15 protein-coding genes are annotated in these 16,249 nt (G+C 70.7%); 1 reads left to right on the top strand and 14 read right to left on the bottom strand.

Annotation, left to right across the window (positions count from 1 at the left end; all coding sequences use genetic code 11):
• Nucleotides 1–3 precede the first annotated feature (3 nt).
• The 4 genes from KOI35_RS01915 to KOI35_RS01900 all read right to left on the bottom strand — a co-directional run bounded on the left by KOI35_RS01915 (nucleotide 4) and on the right by KOI35_RS01900 (nucleotide 5,001).
• Nucleotides 4–2,328 (bottom strand): polyribonucleotide nucleotidyltransferase, encoded by a 2,325-nt coding sequence (locus KOI35_RS01915; RefSeq protein WP_215784230.1) that lies wholly within the window; start codon nucleotides 2,326–2,328, stop codon nucleotides 4–6.
• A 193-nt stretch (nucleotides 2,329–2,521) separates the two neighbouring features.
• Nucleotides 2,522–2,791 carry a 30S ribosomal protein S15 gene (gene rpsO, locus KOI35_RS01910; protein ID WP_215784229.1) on the bottom strand — a complete coding sequence of 90 codons (270 nt, stop codon included), beginning with the start codon at nucleotides 2,789–2,791 and terminating at the stop codon, nucleotides 2,522–2,524.
• 117 nt (nucleotides 2,792–2,908) lie between these two features.
• Complete coding sequence (locus KOI35_RS01905; RefSeq protein WP_215784228.1) at nucleotides 2,909–3,841, bottom strand: bifunctional riboflavin kinase/FAD synthetase; 933 nt, start codon at nucleotides 3,839–3,841, stop codon at nucleotides 2,909–2,911.
• A gap of 209 nt (nucleotides 3,842–4,050) precedes the next feature.
• A complete protein-coding gene (locus KOI35_RS01900; protein ID WP_215784227.1) occupies nucleotides 4,051–5,001 on the bottom strand; it encodes a GlxA family transcriptional regulator in 951 nt (316 codons plus the stop codon).
• Between the two features lie 51 nt (nucleotides 5,002–5,052).
• On the opposite strand from KOI35_RS01900, the gene KOI35_RS01895 reads away from it, so the two are divergent.
• Nucleotides 5,053–5,397 carry a cupin domain-containing protein gene (locus KOI35_RS01895; protein WP_215784226.1) on the top strand — a complete coding sequence of 115 codons (345 nt, stop codon included), beginning with the start codon at nucleotides 5,053–5,055 and terminating at the stop codon, nucleotides 5,395–5,397.
• Here the strand turns inward: KOI35_RS01895 and truB are convergent.
• The 10 genes from truB to rimP all read right to left on the bottom strand — a co-directional run bounded on the left by truB (nucleotide 5,394) and on the right by rimP (nucleotide 16,181).
• Complete coding sequence (gene truB, locus KOI35_RS01890) at nucleotides 5,394–6,275, bottom strand: tRNA pseudouridine(55) synthase TruB (RefSeq protein ID WP_215784225.1); 882 nt, start codon at nucleotides 6,273–6,275, stop codon at nucleotides 5,394–5,396. The two genes, KOI35_RS01895 and truB, sit on opposite strands and share 4 nt — an antisense overlap.
• Nucleotides 6,272–7,588: an MATE family efflux transporter gene (locus KOI35_RS01885; RefSeq protein ID WP_215784224.1), complete on the bottom strand. Its 1,317-nt coding sequence runs from the start codon at nucleotides 7,586–7,588 to the stop codon at nucleotides 6,272–6,274. Before KOI35_RS01885 ends, truB begins: the two co-directional genes overlap by 4 nt.
• Before the next feature lie 412 nt (nucleotides 7,589–8,000).
• Nucleotides 8,001–9,008 carry a DHH family phosphoesterase gene (locus KOI35_RS01880; protein ID WP_215784746.1) on the bottom strand — a complete coding sequence of 336 codons (1,008 nt, stop codon included), beginning with the start codon at nucleotides 9,006–9,008 and terminating at the stop codon, nucleotides 8,001–8,003.
• A gap of 14 nt (nucleotides 9,009–9,022) precedes the next feature.
• Nucleotides 9,023–9,481, bottom strand: a complete 459-nt coding sequence (rbfA, locus tag KOI35_RS01875; RefSeq protein WP_215784223.1) for a 30S ribosome-binding factor RbfA — start codon at nucleotides 9,479–9,481, stop codon at nucleotides 9,023–9,025.
• 95 nt (nucleotides 9,482–9,576) lie between these two features.
• On the bottom strand, nucleotides 9,577–9,873 hold the full coding sequence (locus KOI35_RS01870) for a DUF503 domain-containing protein (protein ID WP_215784222.1): 297 nt from the start codon (nucleotides 9,871–9,873) through the stop codon (nucleotides 9,577–9,579).
• Nucleotides 9,874–9,916: 43 nt separating this feature from the next.
• Nucleotides 9,917–10,936, bottom strand: coding sequence for a TRM11 family SAM-dependent methyltransferase (locus KOI35_RS01865; protein WP_215784221.1), 1,020 nt, complete (start codon nucleotides 10,934–10,936; stop codon nucleotides 9,917–9,919).
• A gap of 68 nt (nucleotides 10,937–11,004) precedes the next feature.
• Nucleotides 11,005–14,070, bottom strand: coding sequence for a translation initiation factor IF-2 (gene infB / locus KOI35_RS01860; protein WP_215784220.1), 3,066 nt, complete (start codon nucleotides 14,068–14,070; stop codon nucleotides 11,005–11,007).
• A 92-nt stretch (nucleotides 14,071–14,162) separates the two neighbouring features.
• Nucleotides 14,163–14,498, bottom strand: coding sequence for a YlxR family protein (locus KOI35_RS01855; protein WP_215784219.1), 336 nt, complete (start codon nucleotides 14,496–14,498; stop codon nucleotides 14,163–14,165).
• Nucleotides 14,499–14,538: 40 nt separating this feature from the next.
• Complete coding sequence (gene nusA / locus KOI35_RS01850; RefSeq protein WP_215784218.1) at nucleotides 14,539–15,561, bottom strand: transcription termination factor NusA; 1,023 nt, start codon at nucleotides 15,559–15,561, stop codon at nucleotides 14,539–14,541.
• Nucleotides 15,558–16,181: a ribosome maturation factor RimP gene (rimP, locus tag KOI35_RS01845; protein ID WP_215784217.1), complete on the bottom strand. Its 624-nt coding sequence runs from the start codon at nucleotides 16,179–16,181 to the stop codon at nucleotides 15,558–15,560. The genes nusA and rimP overlap by 4 nt, the downstream gene beginning before the upstream one ends.
• Between the last annotated feature and the right edge of the window lie 68 nt (nucleotides 16,182–16,249).

Genomic DNA, 16,249 nt, shown 5'->3' with positions numbered 1-16,249 from the left:
TGATTAGTCGCGGCGCTCGCCACGGTCACCGCTCGGGCGGGACCGGCGACGGCGGGGCTCGCCACCACCCTCGCCACGGTCACCCCGGGGCTCACGCGGCGGACGGCCACCCTCGGAGGCGCCTTCCGCGGGGGCCGGGGCCTCCGCGCCCTCGGGGCGGACCTTGTCGAGGTAGATCTTGCCGCGGGCGTCGATGTCCGCGATGGACACCTCGACCTTGTCGCCGACGTTGAGGAAGTCCTCGACCTTCTCGACGCGCTTGCCGTCGCCCACCTTGGAGATGTGCAGCAGACCGTCGCGGCCGGGCAGCAGCGAGATGAACGCGCCGAACGCGGCCGTCTTCACCACCGTGCCGAGGAACTTGTCGCCGACCTTGGGCAGCGTCGGGTTGGCGATCGCGTTGATGCGCTCGACCGCGGCCTCGGCCGACGGGCCGTTGGTGGCACCGACGTAGATCGTGCCGTCGTCCTCGATGGAGATGTCGGCGCCGGTCTCGTCCTGGATCGCGTTGATCGTCTGACCCTTGGGGCCGATGACCATGCCGATCTTGTCGACCGGGATCTTGACCGAGGTGACGCGCGGGGCGTACTCCGACATCTCGGCGGGCGAGCTGATCGCCGCCTCCATCACGCCCAGGATCGTGGCGCGGGCGTCGTGCGCCTGCTGCAGGGCACCGGCCAGCACGTCCGACGGGATGCCGTCGAGCTTGGTGTCCAGCTGCAGGGCGGTGACGAACTCGCTGGTGCCGGCGACCTTGAAGTCCATGTCGCCGAACGCGTCCTCGGCGCCCAGGATGTCGGTCAGCGCGACGTACTGCGTCTTGCCGTCGACCTCGTCCGAGATCAGGCCCATGGCGATGCCGGCGACCGGGGCCTTCAGCGGCACACCGGCGCTCAGCAGCGACAGGGTCGAGGCGCAGACCGAGCCCATCGACGTCGAGCCGTTGGAGCCCAGCGCCTCGGAGACCTGACGGATGGCGTACGGGAACTCCTCGCGCGTCGGCAGCACCGGCACCAGGGCCCGCTCGGCCAGCGCGCCGTGACCGATCTCGCGGCGCTTCGGCGAACCCACCCGGCCGGTCTCACCGGTCGAGTAGGGCGGGAAGTTGTAGTTGTGCATGTAGCGCTTGGACTTCTCCGGCGCCAGGGTGTCGAGCGCCTGCTCCATGCGCAGCATGTTCAGCGTGCTGACGCCCATGATCTGGGTCTCGCCGCGCTCGAACAGGGCCGAGCCGTGCACGCGGGGCAGGATGCCGATCTGCGCGGTCAGCGGACGGATGTCACGGGGGCCGCGGCCGTCGATGCGGATCTGCTCGCGCAGCACGCGCTGGCGCACCTCGCTCTTGGTGACCGAGCGGAAGGCGGCGCTGATCTCCTTCTCGCGACCCTCGAAGCGCTCGTCGAGCAGCTCGTGGGCCTTGGCCTTGACCAGGTCGAGGGCCTCTTCGCGCTCCTGCTTGGCGGCGATCTTGAGGGCCTCGGCGGTCTCGGCCCGGACGGCCTCGGTGACGGCCGAGTAGACGTCGTCCTGGTACTCCAGGAAGACCGGGAACTCGACGGCCGGCTTCGAGGCGACCTCGGCCAGCTCGCTCTGCGCGCGGCAGAGCTCGCGGATGGCGGGCTTGGCGGCCTCGAGACCGCTCGCCACGACCTCCTCGGTCGGCGCGGTGGCGCCGGCGGCGATCAGCTTGATCGCGTGCGGCGTGGCCTCGGCCTCGACCATCATGATGGCGACGTCGTCACCCACGACGCGACCGGCCACGACCATGTCGAAGGTGGCCCGCTCGAGCTCCTCGAGGGTCGGGAACGCGACCCACTGGCCGTCGATGTGCGCGACGCGGGTCGAGCCGATCGGGCCGCTGAACGGCAGGCCGGACAGCTTGGTCGACATCGAGGCGCCGTTCATGGCGACCACGTCGTACGGGTGCTGCGGGTCGAGCGCGAGGACGGTCTCGACGACCTGGACCTCGTTGCGCAGGCCCTTGGTGAACGACGGGCGCAGCGGCCGGTCGATCAGGCGGCAGGTGAGGATGGCGTCCTCGCTGGGACGACCCTCACGGCGGAAGAACGAGCCGGGGATGCGGCCCGCGGCGTACATGCGCTCCTCGACGTCGACCGTCAGCGGGAAGAAGTCGAAGTGCTCCTTCGGCTGCTTGCTGGCCGTGGTCGCGGAGAGAACGACGGTCTCGCCCAGCTGGACGATGACCGAGCCGGCGGCCTGCTTGGCGAGGCGGCCGGTGGAGAACGTGATCTCGCGAGTGCCGAACGACCCGTTGTCGATCACGGCGGTGCGGAACTCGGTGCCGAGAGCGGTGTTCTGCTCTGTCATGTGGTGCGGTACTCCTTCGTCGAGGACCCGGCGGTCTGCACAACGCGGTTAGGCTGCCGGTCTTCGATCGAAGTGCCCAGGATGTGGTGTCTGCCTGGGTACCACTACCGAGGACCGGTGGCTCGCCTGCTTACCGCGCGGGTCCGTGGGTTTACAGCGCGGGGGAGCAGCCGTCGGCCACTCCCCCGTCAAATCATCGGCGCAGGCCGAGACGCTCGATCAGCGTCCGGTAGCGCGCGATGTCCTTCTTCTGAACGTAGTTGAGCAGTCGGCGGCGACGGCCGACCAGCAGCAGCAGACCACGACGGCTGTGGTGGTCGTGCTTGTGAGTCTTGAGGTGCTCGGTGAGGTCGGCGATCCGCTTGGTCAGCATCGCGACCTGCACCTCGGGCGACCCGGTGTCGCCGTCCTGCGCCTTGTACTCGTCGATGATCTTGGTCTTGGTCTCTTGATCGAGCGCCATGTTCTCCGTGCTTCTGTGTTGCCGGTGAAATGCGGTTACCCCGCGACCCGCGGCGTCGGGCAGGCAGGCGGGACCGGTCGTCGGACATCCGACGTCAGGCTCAAGGCTACCAGCCTGTTAACGAAGCAGCGCGCGGGTCTCTTGGACGTCGATGTTGATCTGGGCGACCAACGGCTCGATGCCGTCGTACGTCCGCTGTTCGCGCAGGTGGGCGACGAAATCGAGGCTCACCCGCTCGCCGTAGAGATCACCGTCGAAGTCGAGCACGTACGCCTCGACCCGGCGCTCCCGCCCGGAAAAGGTGGGGTTGGTGCCGATCGACACGCTCGCGGGCAGGCGTGCGGCGTGCTCGCCACCGCGGATCAGCCACGCGGCATAGACGCCGTCGGCCGGCACCGCGGCATAGCGGTGCACCATCAGGTTGGCGGTCGGGAAGCCGATCTCCCGCCCCCGCTGATCGCCCCGCACGACCACGCCGGCCAGCCGGTGCGGACGCCCGAGCGCCGCCGCGGCCGCCCGCACGTCCCCCGCGTCGACACAGCTGCGGATGTAGGTCGACGAGAAGACAAGACCATCCTCGGTGACCAGAGGCGCGTCTTCGACCGTGAAGCCGAACGACACCCCCAGCCGCTCCAGCAACTCGACGTCGCCGGCCGCCTTGTGCCCGAACCGGAAGTTGTCCCCCACCACCACGACCGCCGCGTGCAATGCTTCGACCAGCACGTCGTGGACGAACGCATCCGGGCTGAGCTGCGAAAACGCGGGCGTGAAAGGAACCACGCAGAGCGCGTCGACCCCGAGTTGCTCCATCAGCTCAGCCTTGCGAACCGGCTCGGTCAGCACCGCCGGATGTGATCCCGGCCGCACCACCTCGGCCGGATGCGGGTCAAAGGTCACCACCACACACTGAAGCCCCAGGTCACGGGCCCGCTTAACGGCGTGCCCGATGATCGCCTGGTGGCCGCGGTGCACCCCGTCGAAGACCCCGATCGTGACGACCGACCGCCCCCATCCCCCAGGCACGGCTTCGAATCCCCGCCACCGCTGCATGTCTCGCGCCTCCGGTCAGCCTGCACTCCCCGCACAGCGTATAGCCCGGTCCGCTCCGCCGTTTTGTGGCGTTTCGCCGTTTTACTGAGCAGCCACCGCCTCCCCCACCCGCCCTGGGAGTCGGCGGGGACCCTACGCCGTGTCAAGCCGGAGGGGCGCACTTGTCCACAGGCGGGATCGGCTTCGTCCACAGCCGCATGCCCGGGGGCTCAAGACGTCTCCGCGAACCGGCGGCGGTATTCGGCTGGGGCCACGCCCATGTGGCGCTTGAACACAGACCTCAAATTGGCTCCGGTACCCAGGCCGGCGAGCCGCGCGACGGCGTCGAGGCCGTGGGGGCCCTGTTCGATCAGGCGGCAGGCCAGCGTGACCCGCTCGGTGGTGAGCCAGGCCAGCGGCGTGGTGCCGAGCTCGGCCCGGAAACGGCGGTGCAGGCTGCCGGCGCTCATGCCACTGCGGCGGGCCAGGTCGGCGACCGTGAGCGGCTCGTCCAGGTGCTGCTGGGCCCAGGCCAGCACCGGACCCAGGGACTGGTCGGTGGCCGCGGGCATCGGGCGCTCGATGAACTGGCGCTGGCCACCGTCGCGGTAGGCAGCGAAGACCAGGCGACGGCTGACGTGGTTGGCGATCTCGGCGCCGTGGTCGCGCCGGACGATGTGCAGGCCCAGGTCGAGGGCTGCGGCGCTGCCGGCCGAGGTGAGCAGGTCGCCGTCGTCGACGTAGAGGACGTCGGGTTCCAGGCGTACGGCGGGGAAGCGTCGCCGGAACTCGTCGGCCAGGTCCCAGTGCACCGTGGCCCGGCGCCCGTCGAGCAGGCCGGCTTCGGCCAGCGTGTAGGCGCCCGTGCACAGGCCGACCAGGCGGGCACCCCGCGCGTGGGCCCGGCGCAGGGCTTCGAGCAGGGCGGGACGGGTCGGCGTATCCACGTACGGGCGGTTCGGCACGATCACCGTGTCGGCGTGGTCGATCTCGTCGAGGCGTCCGGCCGCGCCGATGCTGAACAGGGAGTCCCGCATGGGTACGGAGGCCCGGGGCGCGGCCACTCGCAGGTCGTACAGGCCGAACGGGCCGCCGAAGATCTCGCAGGCACAGCCGACCTCGAACGGGTTGGACTGTTCGTCGACGACCAGGACGACCCGATGTGAGGATCCTTGCGGCATTGGTCATTCCTACCAGTGCCGGGTCGCGCGCGGGCGCCGCATGATCGCAGCATGCTCACGAAACATGCGGTGGCCGGTGAGGCGGCCGCTCTCACCGAGTTCTGGTCCCAGCGAGTGCTCGCCTCGGCCAACGGCAACCTGTTCAAGGTGGCCAAGGGAACCCGGTCGACGAACTGGCACTCGCACGACGACCAGGACGAGACGCTCCTGCTGCTCTCGGGAGAGCTGACGATCCAGCTGCGCGACGGTGACGTCCGACTGCTTCCGGGCGACCTGCTGGTCATCCCGCGAGGTGTCGAGCACTGTCCCCGGGTCGAAGGTGACGAGGCAACTTTCCTGCTGATCGGGCCAGAGGTGACCTCGAACGCGGCCGGCGGCAAACCCGACTGGTCCTAGGCCGCGGCGAGGACGATCTCGGCCCGGGCCCGGCCCTCACGCTCGGAGACGATGGCCAGCAGGTCACCGGACGGGCCGAAGACGGCGTACGGACCGTCGATGCCGACGGTGGCCAGCGGGCCGCCGTGACTGAGCACGCGGGCCTCCTCGGAGGTCGCCTCGCGCGCGGGGAAGGCCTGGCGGGCCGCCGCGGCCATCGGCAGCGTGACCACGTCGGGGGCCACCTCTTCCAACTGCGCCAGGGTGCGCGCTTCGGAGAGGGCCAGGCCACCGACAGCCGTACGGCGGAGGGCGGTCAAGTGTCCACCGACGCCCAGCGCCGTCCCGAGGTCGCGGGCGATGGCCCGGATGTACGTGCCGGACGAGCAGGTCACGTCGATGTCGATGTCGATCACGTCGGCGTCACGGCGGATGTCCAGCACCTCGAGGCGCGAGATGGTCACCCGGCGGGCGGGGATGGACACCTCCTCGCCCTCGCGGACCCGCTTGTACGCGCGCTCGCCATTGATCTTGATGGCGCTCACGGCGCTGGGAACCTGGTCGATCTCGCCGGTCTGCGTGGCCAACTGGGAGCGGATCTCGTCGTCGGTGACGTGTGCGGCCGGCGTCGATGCGGTGATCTCGCCCTCGGCGTCGTCGGTGATCGTGGAGACACCCAGGCGGATCGTTCCGGTGTAGCTCTTGCCCGAACCGATCACGTACGTGAGCAGGCGCGTCGCCTTGTTGACGCCGATGATGAGCACGCCGGTGGCCATCGGGTCGAGCGTGCCGCCGTGGCCGACACGCCGGGTCTTGGCCAGCCGGCGGATCCGCGCCACCACGTCGTGCGAGGTCATCCCCGCCGGCTTGTCCACCACGATGAGTCCGTCCGCATTCACGGCACCACCCTAGAAGCACCCAGAACCGCCCAGCGCCCCGACCTCCAGCGCCACACGGTCGTGACGAAGCGGATCAGGATCAGCAGGGCCAGCCCGGCCCAGATGCCGCCCAGCCCGAGGTCGAAGAAGTAGGCGACCCAGATCGCCGGCAGGAAACCGAGCAGCGCGGCGGCCAGGGTGATGTTGCGCAGGAACCGGATGTCACCCGCCCCGATCAGCACGCCGTCGAGCGCGTAGACGACTCCGGCGAACGGCAGCAGGCCGATGAACCACGGCCAGATGATCGCCGCTTGGGCGTACACCCCGGCGTCGGGCGTGAACCAGCCCGCGATCGAGCCGCTGCCCACCAGCACGAACAGCGCGAAGATCACGCCGGCGATGCCACCCGCGATGGTCACCTTGCGGGCCACGGCCTGCGCGTCGGCCGCGCTGCCGGAACCCAGGGCGGCGCCGACCAGCGATTGGGCCGCGATGGCGACCGCGTCGAGGGCGAGGGCGCTGAAAAACCACAGCTGGAGGGCGATCTGGTGGGCGCCGACCGACTCGACGCCGAACCGGCTGGCCACCGCGGTCGCCGACAGGAAGCAGGCCTGGAACGCGCCGCCGCGGATCAGCAGGTCGCGGCCGAGGCGCAGTTGCTGGCCGATGATCTGCGGGCTGGGCCGGAGCTGCCGCGTCTCGCGGACCAGGGCGTGCAGGAAGAAGCCGCCGGAGACGGTCTGGGCGACCACGTTGGCGACGGCCGAGCCGGTCAGCCCCCAGCCGACCGGATAGACGAGCAGCGGGCAGAGGATCGCCGACAGGACGTTGGCGCCGAGCACGAAGATCAGCGGGCGGCGGGTGTCCTGCACGCCGCGCATCCAGCCGTTGCCGGCCGCGGCGAGCAGCAGGCCGGGCGCGCCGAGCACGGCGACCCGCAGCCAGCCCGCGGCGGCGTCGGCGGTGGCGGCGTCACCGGCCAGGGCGTGGGCCAGCGGGCCGGCGAAGGGCTGGGCCAGCAGCGCCAGCAGGACGCCGACGGTCAGCGCGAGCCATGAGGCCTGAACGCCCTCGGCGACGGCCGCGGCCCGGTCACCGGCGCCGAAGCGGCGGGCAGCCCGCCCGGTCGTGCCGTAGGCCATGAGTGCGCCGAGCCAGGCGGCCAGCGACATGACCGATCCGCTGACCGCGACGGCGGCGAGCGGGATCGGGCCCAGATGGCCCACCACGGCGGTGTCGACCAGCACATAGAGCGGCTCGGCGGCCAGCACGACCAGTGCGGGCAGCGCCAGCTGGGCGATGCGCCGGGTGGAGACGGCGGGCGGCGGACTCATGTTGAGCCATCATGCCGCCCCGCTGTAAGGACTGTAAATAAACTGAGAGCTTACTGACGCGTGTCCATCGAGGTCTGCAGCGCGCGGCGCGCGGCCTCACGGGCTTCGTCGGTGCTCTGGGGCTTGGGCTTGGCAGCCATGATCGTGGTCCCTCCACGGCGGGTGTGAGCGCGCGAACACGCGCTCTGCGAGAGGGCCGGCCCGGGATCGCCGGGCGCTTGGCGCTGGGGTGACACGACCCGGATGGGTGAACCCGGGAAACCAAATCACCGTTCAGGGACCAAACTATCGTTCAGGTCCGCCGGTTGGAGCGCGGATCCCATCAACCGAGACACGATTCTGATACCCGACAGTCACTTACCGCGCGCACGACAAAGGCGCGTGGCCGAAGCCACGCGCCTCAAGAAACGGATCAGGCCAGGTGAGCGTCGAGTAACGGCCGGATCTGCTCGATCACCTCGGAGGGGCTTCCGTACGCCGTAAAGCCCGCCGCCAGTCGATGGCCCCCGCCGCCGAGGGCCACCGCAACCGCGCTCACGTCGACCGCACCCTTGGATCGGAGTGACACGGACCACTCGCCGGGCAGCTGTTCCTTGACCACCACGGCCACGTCGGCCTCGGCCACCCCGCGCACCGGGTCGATCAGCGAGTCGAGCACGTAGGGCCGCTGGTCGTGCCGTTCCAGGTCGGCCGTGGTCGCGTAGGTCCAGACCATGCCCCGCCCACCGGCCGCGGCCGGATCGAGCACGGCCCGGCCCAGCACCTCGCCGGCCAGCTTCATGGCCCCGAACGGCCGGGTGTCGAAGATGCGGCGGGCGATGTCACCGGGGCTGATGCCAGTGGCGATCAACCGGGCCGCCAGCTCGTGCACCGACGGCGACCGGACGAACTTGAACGAGCCGGTGTCGGTGGCCAGGGCCACGTAGAGGCACTCGGCGATCTCGGCGTCGAGCTCGACGCCCAGCCGTGCGAGCAGCTCTTCGGCCACCACCGAGGTGGCCACGGCGGCCGGGTCGACCAGGCCGACCGTGCCGAAGCCGGTGTTGGACGCGTGATGGTCGAGCACGACCACGGGCGCGTCACCGTCGAGCAGGCGCACCAGCTCGCCCAGGCGGGACTCCCCGGCCACGTCGAAGATCAGCACGAGGGCGGGCGCGGTGAACGCGGACGACGACGGCACGAGCAGGTCGATGCCGGGCAACACCCGGTAGGGCTCGGGGACGTCGAACTCGCCCGCGAACGTCGCACTCAGCCGGGTGAAGCCCAGCCGGCGCAGGCCCAAAGCGAAGCCGAGCATGCTGCCGAGCGCGTCACCGTCGGGGTTGACGTGACAGACGAGCTGCACCTCGGCATCGGGTGGGGTCGCCCGGACCGCCGCGACCGCGGCATCCCAACTCTGCGTCGAGATGCCGGGCCGCATCACGGAGGACGAGGTCACCCTTGTTCCTCGCCGGCACCCACCCGCTCGGAGGAGTCTTCTTCCTCGCTCTTGTACGGGTCGGGGTCGCCCGCGTACTGCTTGCCGGCGGCCAGCCGCTGCACTTCCTGGTCGCGCTGCCGCGCCTCGGCCAGGAGGTCTTCCATCTCCTTGGCGTGGTCCTGCACGTTGTCCTGTGAGAAGGCCAGGCTCGGCGAGTGCCGCAGACCCAGGGCGTGACCGACCCGGGTGCGCAGCATGCCCTTGGCGCTCTCGAGAGCCGCCTTGGTCGCCGCCTGCTCGGTCGGATCGCCGAGCACCGTGTAGAAGACCGTCGCCTCGCGCAGATCGCCGGTGATCCGCGCATCCGTGATCGTCACCATGCCGAGCCGGGGATCCTTGATCTCACGTACCAGCGATGCCACCAGTTCCCGTACGCGTTCCGCATGCCGACGCGTCTTGGCCGGGTCCGACATAATCGCCCACCTCCGACTGTGATCCCGCGGGTCTGTGAAGCCCCCGCCCAACTGCTGAAGCCTACCCACGACGCGGGCCGGCCGAACTTGCAGAGTCAGTCGTCATCCTCGCCGTAGAGCCGCCGCTTGACCGAGAGCACCTCGACCTCGGGACGACCGGCCACCTGGTTTTCGCACGTGTCGATCACGGCCCGGGCCTGAGCCGGCTCGGCGGCCACCACCGCCACCCCGATCCGGGCCCGCCCGTGCAGGTCGTGAAAGCCCACCTCGGCTGCGCTGACCTCGTATTTCTTCAGCATCGCGAGGATCGGGCGGACGTAGGAACGCTTCTGCTTGAGCGAGCGTGAGTCGCCGGGCAGAAGCAGGTCGATCACTGCTGTCTCCGTATACATCAGCGCGAAGATTACTGCCCGGGTACGACAATCCGCGGCCCTATTAGAGGCGGGCGATCAGCACGTCCCGCTCGATGCCCTGGTCCACGCGGTGCGCGAGGGGCCGCTGGGGCACGAGCTCGAGCCCGTGCGCGAGCAGGATGTCCTCGGCCAGCTCACGCTTGGCCACCTTGGTGTTCCACGAGAGCCCGATCGCCGCGCCCGGACGCAGCAACGGCAGCCACTGCGGCACCGCGCGCTCCAGCAGGTCGAGCGGGCGCCGCGAGAGGCCACCCTCGTCGTCGTAGGAGCCGTGCGCCACCCCGTAGGGCAGGTCGGCCACCAGCACGTCGGCCACCCCGCCGCGCAGCAGTCCCTCGAGCTGGGTGGTGTCGGCCTGCAGGACGACGAGTTTCTGCACCGCCCCCGCCTTGTGGTCGTCCTTGCTGGCGGCGAGCGTCACCTCGAGGCGGCGCGCGGCCCGCCGGCCCTGACGGCGTACGGGAACCAGGTCGGCGGTGTGCTTGAGACGCTTGCGCTTGAGCCAGGTCTGGAGGAACAGCTTGTACGCCTCCACGTCCTTGCCGTCCATCTCGATGCCGATGCCGTCGTAGCCGTACATCAGCGCCTGGTTGAGCGTGGTGCCCCGCCCGCACAGCGGGTCGAGCACGGTGAGGCCGCCGTCGAGCATCCGGCCGGCCGACCCCGAGGCGAGCAGCGTGAGGTTGAGCACGAGCTTGGTGAACTGCTCGTTGGTCTTCCCGGCGTACTTCGGGATGGTGATCAGATCACTGTCGTACCGGGCCAGCGGGGTGAGGGTCAACGGCCTCAGAAGCTCTTCCCCCGTACGCTCGAAGAGCGCGTACGCCGACGACATGTTCGACAGGTAGGCGATGTCGCGGGCGGTCAGCTCACCGGTGAACGCCAGGTATTCCACGCCCCCGAGAGTGACCACCTCGATGTCGTCCAGACCCGCGCTGAGCACCGGGGCGAACCCGGCCAGTTCGGCGGTGGCGAGCTGAGGAGCCTGATCGGCGTAGACACGATTGGCGGACGGCGCGAGCAAGAGGGCGTACCGGGACATGGCAGCCATTGGACAACAAGGCCCCCAGCGCCGGAGCACTGGGGGCCTTGCCTACGAGTTGAACCTCGTTATGCGCGCGGCTTCTCGCGCATCTCGAAGGTCTCGATGATGTCGCCGACCTGCGGGCTGCCGAAACCGCTCAGCGTCAGACCACACTCGAAGCCCTCGCGGACCTCGGTGGCGTCGTCCTTGAAACGGCGCAGCGAGCTGATCGTGACGTTGTCCGCCTCGACCTTGCCGTCCCGGATGATCCGGGCCTTGGCGTTGCGGCGCAGCAGACCGGTGCGGACCAGACAGCCGGCGATGAGACCGATCTTGGACGAGCGGAAGACCTCGCGGATCTCCGCGGTGCCCAGCTCGACCTCCTCGTACTCCGGCTTGAGCAGGCCCTTGAGGGCGGCCTCGATCTCCTCGATGGCCTGGTAGATCACGCTGTAGTAGCGGATCTCCACGTTGGCCCGGTCGGCCATCTCCTTGACCTTGTTCGAGGCCCGGACGTTGAAGCCGATGATCGTGGCGGTGGCCTCCGAGGAAGCCGACGCCAGGTTCACGTCGCTCTCGGTGATCGCACCGACGCCGCGGTGGATGACCTTGAGCTGGATCTCGTCCGGAATCTCGATCTTGAACAGCGCGTCCTCGAGGGCCTCGACCGAACCGGACGAGTCGCCCTTGATGACCAGGGTGAGCGAGGTCTTCTCGCCCTCCTTGAGCTGCTCCATGAGCGTCTCGAGAGTCGCCTTGGACCGCGAGTTGGCGAAGCTGGCCGCCCGGCGGCGGGCCTGCCGCTGCTCGGCGATCTGCCGAACGGTGCGGTCGTCCTCACCGGCCAGGAAGGTGTCGCCCGCGCCCGGCACCGAGGTGAGACCGAGGACCAGCACCGGACGAGCCGGCAGAGCCTCGGCGACCTGGTTGCCGTTCTCGTCGAGCATGGCGCGGACGCGGCCGTGCGCGCCGCCCGCCACGATCGAGTCGCCGGCCCGCAGCGTGCCCTTCTGCACCAGCACCGTCGCCACCGCACCACGACCCTTGTCGAGGTGCGACTCCACGACCGCGCCCTGGGCCGCCCCGTCGACCGGAGCGGTCAGCTCCAGCGACGCGTCGGCGGTGAGCAGGACGGCCTCGAGCAGCTCGTCGATGCCGATCCCGGGCTTGGCGGCCACGTTCACGAACATCGTGTCGCCGCCGTACTCCTCGGCGAGCAGGCCGTAGTCGGCCAGCTGCTGACGAACCTTCTCGGGGTTGGCGTCGGGCTTGTCGACCTTGTTGACCGCGACCACGATCGGCACCTCGGCCGCCTTGGCGTGGTTCAACGCCTCGACGGTCTGGGGCATGACGCCGTCGTCGGCCGCCACGACCAGGATCACGATGTCGGTCACCTGGGCACCACGGGCACGCATGGCGGTGAACGCCTCGTGACCCGGGGTGTCGAGGAAGGTGATCGCCCGTTCCTCTTCGTTGTGCTCGTAGTGGACCTGGTAGGCGCCGATGTGCTGGGTGATGCCACCCGCCTCGCCGGCGACCACGTTGGTCTTGCGGATCGCGTCGAGCAGCTTCGTCTTACCGTGGTCGACGTGACCCATGACGGTCACGACCGGCGGCCGCGTGACCAGACGGTCCTCGGCCACCTCGGCGTCGAGGTCGATGTTGAACTGCGCGAGCAGCTCACGGTCCTCGTCCTCGGGGCTGACGATCTGCACGTCGAAGCCCAGGTGCTCGCCCAGCAGCAGCAGGGTGTCGTCGGAGACGGACTGGGTCGCCGTCACCATCTCACCCAGGTTGAACATCTCCTGGACCAGCGAACCGGGGTTCGCGTTGATCTTGTCGGCGAAGTCGGAGAGCGACGCGCCGCGGGAGAGCCGGATCTCTTGACCCTGACCGCGCGGAGCACCCGACGACATCTGCGGAGCCGACAGGTTGTCGAACTCTTGACGCCGCTGCTTCTTCGACTTGCGGCCACGGGTCGGCCGGCCACCCGGACGCCCGAAGGCACCCGCGGCACCGCCGCCACGACCGCGACCGCCACCACCGGGACGACCGGGAGCACCGGCACCGGCCGGAGCACCGCCGCCACCACCGGGGCCGCCACGGTAGCCACCGCCACCGCCGCCACCACCGGGGCCACCGCGGTAGCCACCGCCACCGCCGCCGCCACCACCGGGACCGCCACGGTAGCCACCGCCACCGCCGCCGGCGCCACCGCCGGGACGGAAGCCGCCACCGCCGCCACCGGGACCGCCACGGCCGCCGCCGGGACCACCGGGACGACCGGCGCCGCCGCCGGGACCGCCACGGCCGGGACCGGCCGGGCGCTGCGCCGGCATGGACGCGGGGCTGGGCCGCGGCGGCATCGACGCCGGGCTCGGCCGCGGCGGCATGCCGGGCTGGTTGGGCCGGGGCATCGCGCTGGGCGTGGGCCGGGACCCCGCACCACCGGACACTCCGAACGGGTTGTTGCCGGGACCACGCTGCGGCGGCCGCGGAGCACCACCGGCGGGGCCGGGACGCGGGCCACCGGGCGCACCACCGGGAGCGGCCGGCCGGGCCGCGGGCGAACCCGGGCGCGGCGGGACCGAGCCGGGGCCCGGGCGGGGACGCGAGCCACCGTCGGACGGCGGCTGCTGAGCGCGACGCTCGGCGTCACGCGTGCGGGCGGCCTGTGCGGCCTTGACCGCGGCCTCCTGCTCGGCCTTGAGCGCCGAGGCACGAGCCTCGGCCGCCGCGACCTCGATGTCGTGGGCGCTCGCCGGCTTGGCGACCGGACCGGGCGTGGGGCCCGGACGGCCGGCCGGCGGCTTGGGACGCGCGAAAGAACCGGGCGACGGCGCCGGGGACGTGGGGGCGCTGGTGGGCGCACCCGCGGCCGGGGCGTTGGGCCGGCGCGGCGGCTGGGGCCGCGCGGCGGGCGGAGCCGGACGGGCGGAGGTGGGCGCGGCTGCGCTCGGAGCCGCCGGAGCGGAGGCCGCCGGAGCGGAACCTGCCTCGAGGGCGCCACGCAGTCGCCGGGCCACCGGGGCCTCGACCGTGCTGGACGCGGATTTGACGAACTCGCCCATCTCCTTGAGCTTGGCGAGAACGGTCTTGCTGTCGACCCCGAGCTCCTTCGCGAGCTCGTGTACGCGGGCCTTTCCTGGCACTGCACTCCTCACTTCGAGGTCGTGCGAGCGCACCCGCAACGACCTCACTCGTGCACTAGAAGCCTGTTCATTTCAGGGACTTCATCGTGTGCTCATCTTGGTCGTCCTACCTTGCTGGGTCGTGACGTAGCCACCATGGCCACATCATCGGTCGTTCCGGACGGCGAGGCCGTCCGGATGTGCTCGGCCAGCAAACCGGTGTCAGCAACACCGGTGAGACGCAGCGCCCGCCCGAAGGCGCGGCGCCGCTCCGCCAGCGCGAAGCAAGCCGGATCGGGATGCAGATGCGCTCCCCGGCCCGGCAGTCTGCGGTTCGGATCGGGCTGGAGCCGGAGATCATCCCCGGAGCCGGCCGCGACGAACCGAATCAACTCGATGGCCGGCGCGCGCTTGCGACAGCCGACACAGGTTCGCGTCGGGCCGACCATGTGAAAGTCTACTCCTCGTACGTCCCGGGTGCGTATCCGGTCAGCTACCGGCCTCGGCCGCATCACGTTCCGAGGGCGCCTGAGGTGCGGGTTCGTTGTCCGGCCGGATGTCGATCCGCCACCCGGTGAGACGGGCCGCGAGCCGCGCGTTCTGCCCCTCCCGGCCGATCGCCAGGGACAACTGGAAATCGGGCACAGTGACCCGGGCCGTCCGGGTGGCCGCGTCGACCACGTCGACACGCAGGGCTTTTGCCGGCGAGAGGGCGTTGCCGACGAACTGGGCCGGATCCTCCGACCAGTCGATGATGTCGATCTTCTCGCCGTGCAGCTCGCTCATCACGGCCCGGACCCGCTGACCCATCGGGCCGATGCACGCACCCTTGGCGTTGACGCCCGGCACGGTCGAATGCACCGCGATCTTGGTGCGGTGACCTGACTCACGCGCGATCGCCGCGATCTCGACGACGCCGTCGGCGATCTCCGGCACCTCGAGCGCGAACAGCTTCTTGACCAGGGCCGGGTGCGACCGCGAGAGGGTGACCTGCGGGCCGCGGAAGCCCTTGGCCACGTGCACCACGATGGCCCGGAGGCGCGACCCGTGCTCGTACGACTCGCCGGGCACCTGCTCGGACTGCGGGAGCACCGCCTCGATCTTGCCGAGGTCGACGATCACGATGCCCTTCTCGGCCCGGGCCGCGTCGGCCTGCACGATGCCGGTGACCAGGTCGCCGTCGCGGCCCGCGTACTCACCGAAGTGCTGCTCGTCGGTGGCCTCGCGCAGCCGCTGGAGGATGACCTGCTTGGCCGTCATGGCGGCGATGCGGCCGAAGTCGTGCGGGGTGTCGTCGACCTCACGCACCACCGTGCCGTCGTCGTCGAGCTCCTGCGCCAGCACCGAGGCGACACCGGTCTTGCGGTCGATCTCGACCCGGGCGTGACTCTGCGCGCCCTCCGTGTGCCGGTAGGCGGTCAGCAGGGCCGTCTCGATGGCGGCCAGAATCGTGTCGAACGGGATCTCCCGCTCGCGCTCCAGGGCGCGCAGCGCCGCGAGGTCGATGTTCATTCCTCGCCCTCCCCTTCGTCCTCGTCATCTTCGTCGTCGTCTTCGTCGCCGAAGTCGGCCTCGTCCAGTCGCTTGAACTCGATCTGCACCTTGCCCGGCCCGAGCTCACCGAAGGTCAGCTCGCGGGGCGTGCCGTCGACGTCGAGCACGATGCCCTCGTCGTCGGCGCCGGTGATGCGGCCGGTCAGTCCGTTGACCGCGACCAGCCGGCCCTTGTTGCGCCGCCAGTGCCGGGGCTCGGTCAGTGGCCGGTCGACCCCGGGCGAGCCCACCTCGAGCTGGTACTCCCCGGCCAGCACCTCGGCCCCGCCCTCTTCGGACGCGTCGAGGGCGGTCGAGATGGCCCGCGAGACGATCGCCACGTCGTCGAGGCTGATGCCGCCGTCGGTGTCGACCAGCACGCGCACCACGTGGCGGCGGCCGGCCCGGGAGACCGACACGTCTTCGAGGTCGTAACCCGCCTCGGACACGACCGGCTCGATCACCGCGCGGACGCGGGCCCGGGCGGCGGTCAGGTCGATGCGGGGAGCGGCCGGGACCCGGGACTCCTCGTCCTCGGTGCGGCGACGGCCACCCGGACGCTGTCCAGGCCGGGCGCCGGCGCGACCACGCTGCGTCATCGGGCTCGACCTTTCTTGAACTCGCGGACAAACGACTGTATGCCGCCGGGCCGGAAAGCCCCGCGGCT

The organism is Paractinoplanes bogorensis (assembly GCF_018829635.1).
Lineage (GTDB): Bacteria > Actinomycetota > Actinomycetes > Mycobacteriales > Micromonosporaceae > Actinoplanes > Actinoplanes bogorensis.
The sequence above is the reverse complement of the archived record's forward strand: the minus strand, read 5'-3'. Positions and strand labels throughout refer to the sequence as shown.

Coding starts and splice junctions, on each gene's coding strand:
- KOI35_RS01915 (WP_215784230.1), bottom strand. CDS start 2,328: ATGACAGAGCAGAACACCGCTCTCGGCACCGAGTTCCGCACCGCCGTG.
- rpsO (WP_215784229.1), bottom strand. CDS start 2,791: ATGGCGCTCGATCAAGAGACCAAGACCAAGATCATCGACGAGTACAAG.
- KOI35_RS01905 (WP_215784228.1), bottom strand. CDS start 3,841: ATGCAGCGGTGGCGGGGATTCGAAGCCGTGCCTGGGGGATGGGGGCGG.
- KOI35_RS01900 (WP_215784227.1), bottom strand. CDS start 5,001: ATGCCGCAAGGATCCTCACATCGGGTCGTCCTGGTCGTCGACGAACAG.
- KOI35_RS01895 (WP_215784226.1), top strand. CDS start 5,053: ATGCTCACGAAACATGCGGTGGCCGGTGAGGCGGCCGCTCTCACCGAG.
- KOI35_RS01885 (WP_215784224.1), bottom strand. CDS start 7,588: ATGAGTCCGCCGCCCGCCGTCTCCACCCGGCGCATCGCCCAGCTGGCG.
- KOI35_RS01880 (WP_215784746.1), bottom strand. CDS start 9,008: ATGCGGCCCGGCATCTCGACGCAGAGTTGGGATGCCGCGGTCGCGGCG.
- rbfA (WP_215784223.1), bottom strand. CDS start 9,481: ATGTCGGACCCGGCCAAGACGCGTCGGCATGCGGAACGCGTACGGGAA.
- KOI35_RS01870 (WP_215784222.1), bottom strand. CDS start 9,873: ATGTATACGGAGACAGCAGTGATCGACCTGCTTCTGCCCGGCGACTCA.
- KOI35_RS01865 (WP_215784221.1), bottom strand. CDS start 10,936: ATGTCCCGGTACGCCCTCTTGCTCGCGCCGTCCGCCAATCGTGTCTAC.
- KOI35_RS01855 (WP_215784219.1), bottom strand. CDS start 14,498: ATGGTCGGCCCGACGCGAACCTGTGTCGGCTGTCGCAAGCGCGCGCCG.
- nusA (WP_215784218.1), bottom strand. CDS start 15,561: ATGAACATCGACCTCGCGGCGCTGCGCGCCCTGGAGCGCGAGCGGGAG.
- rimP (WP_215784217.1), bottom strand. CDS start 16,181: ATGACGCAGCGTGGTCGCGCCGGCGCCCGGCCTGGACAGCGTCCGGGT.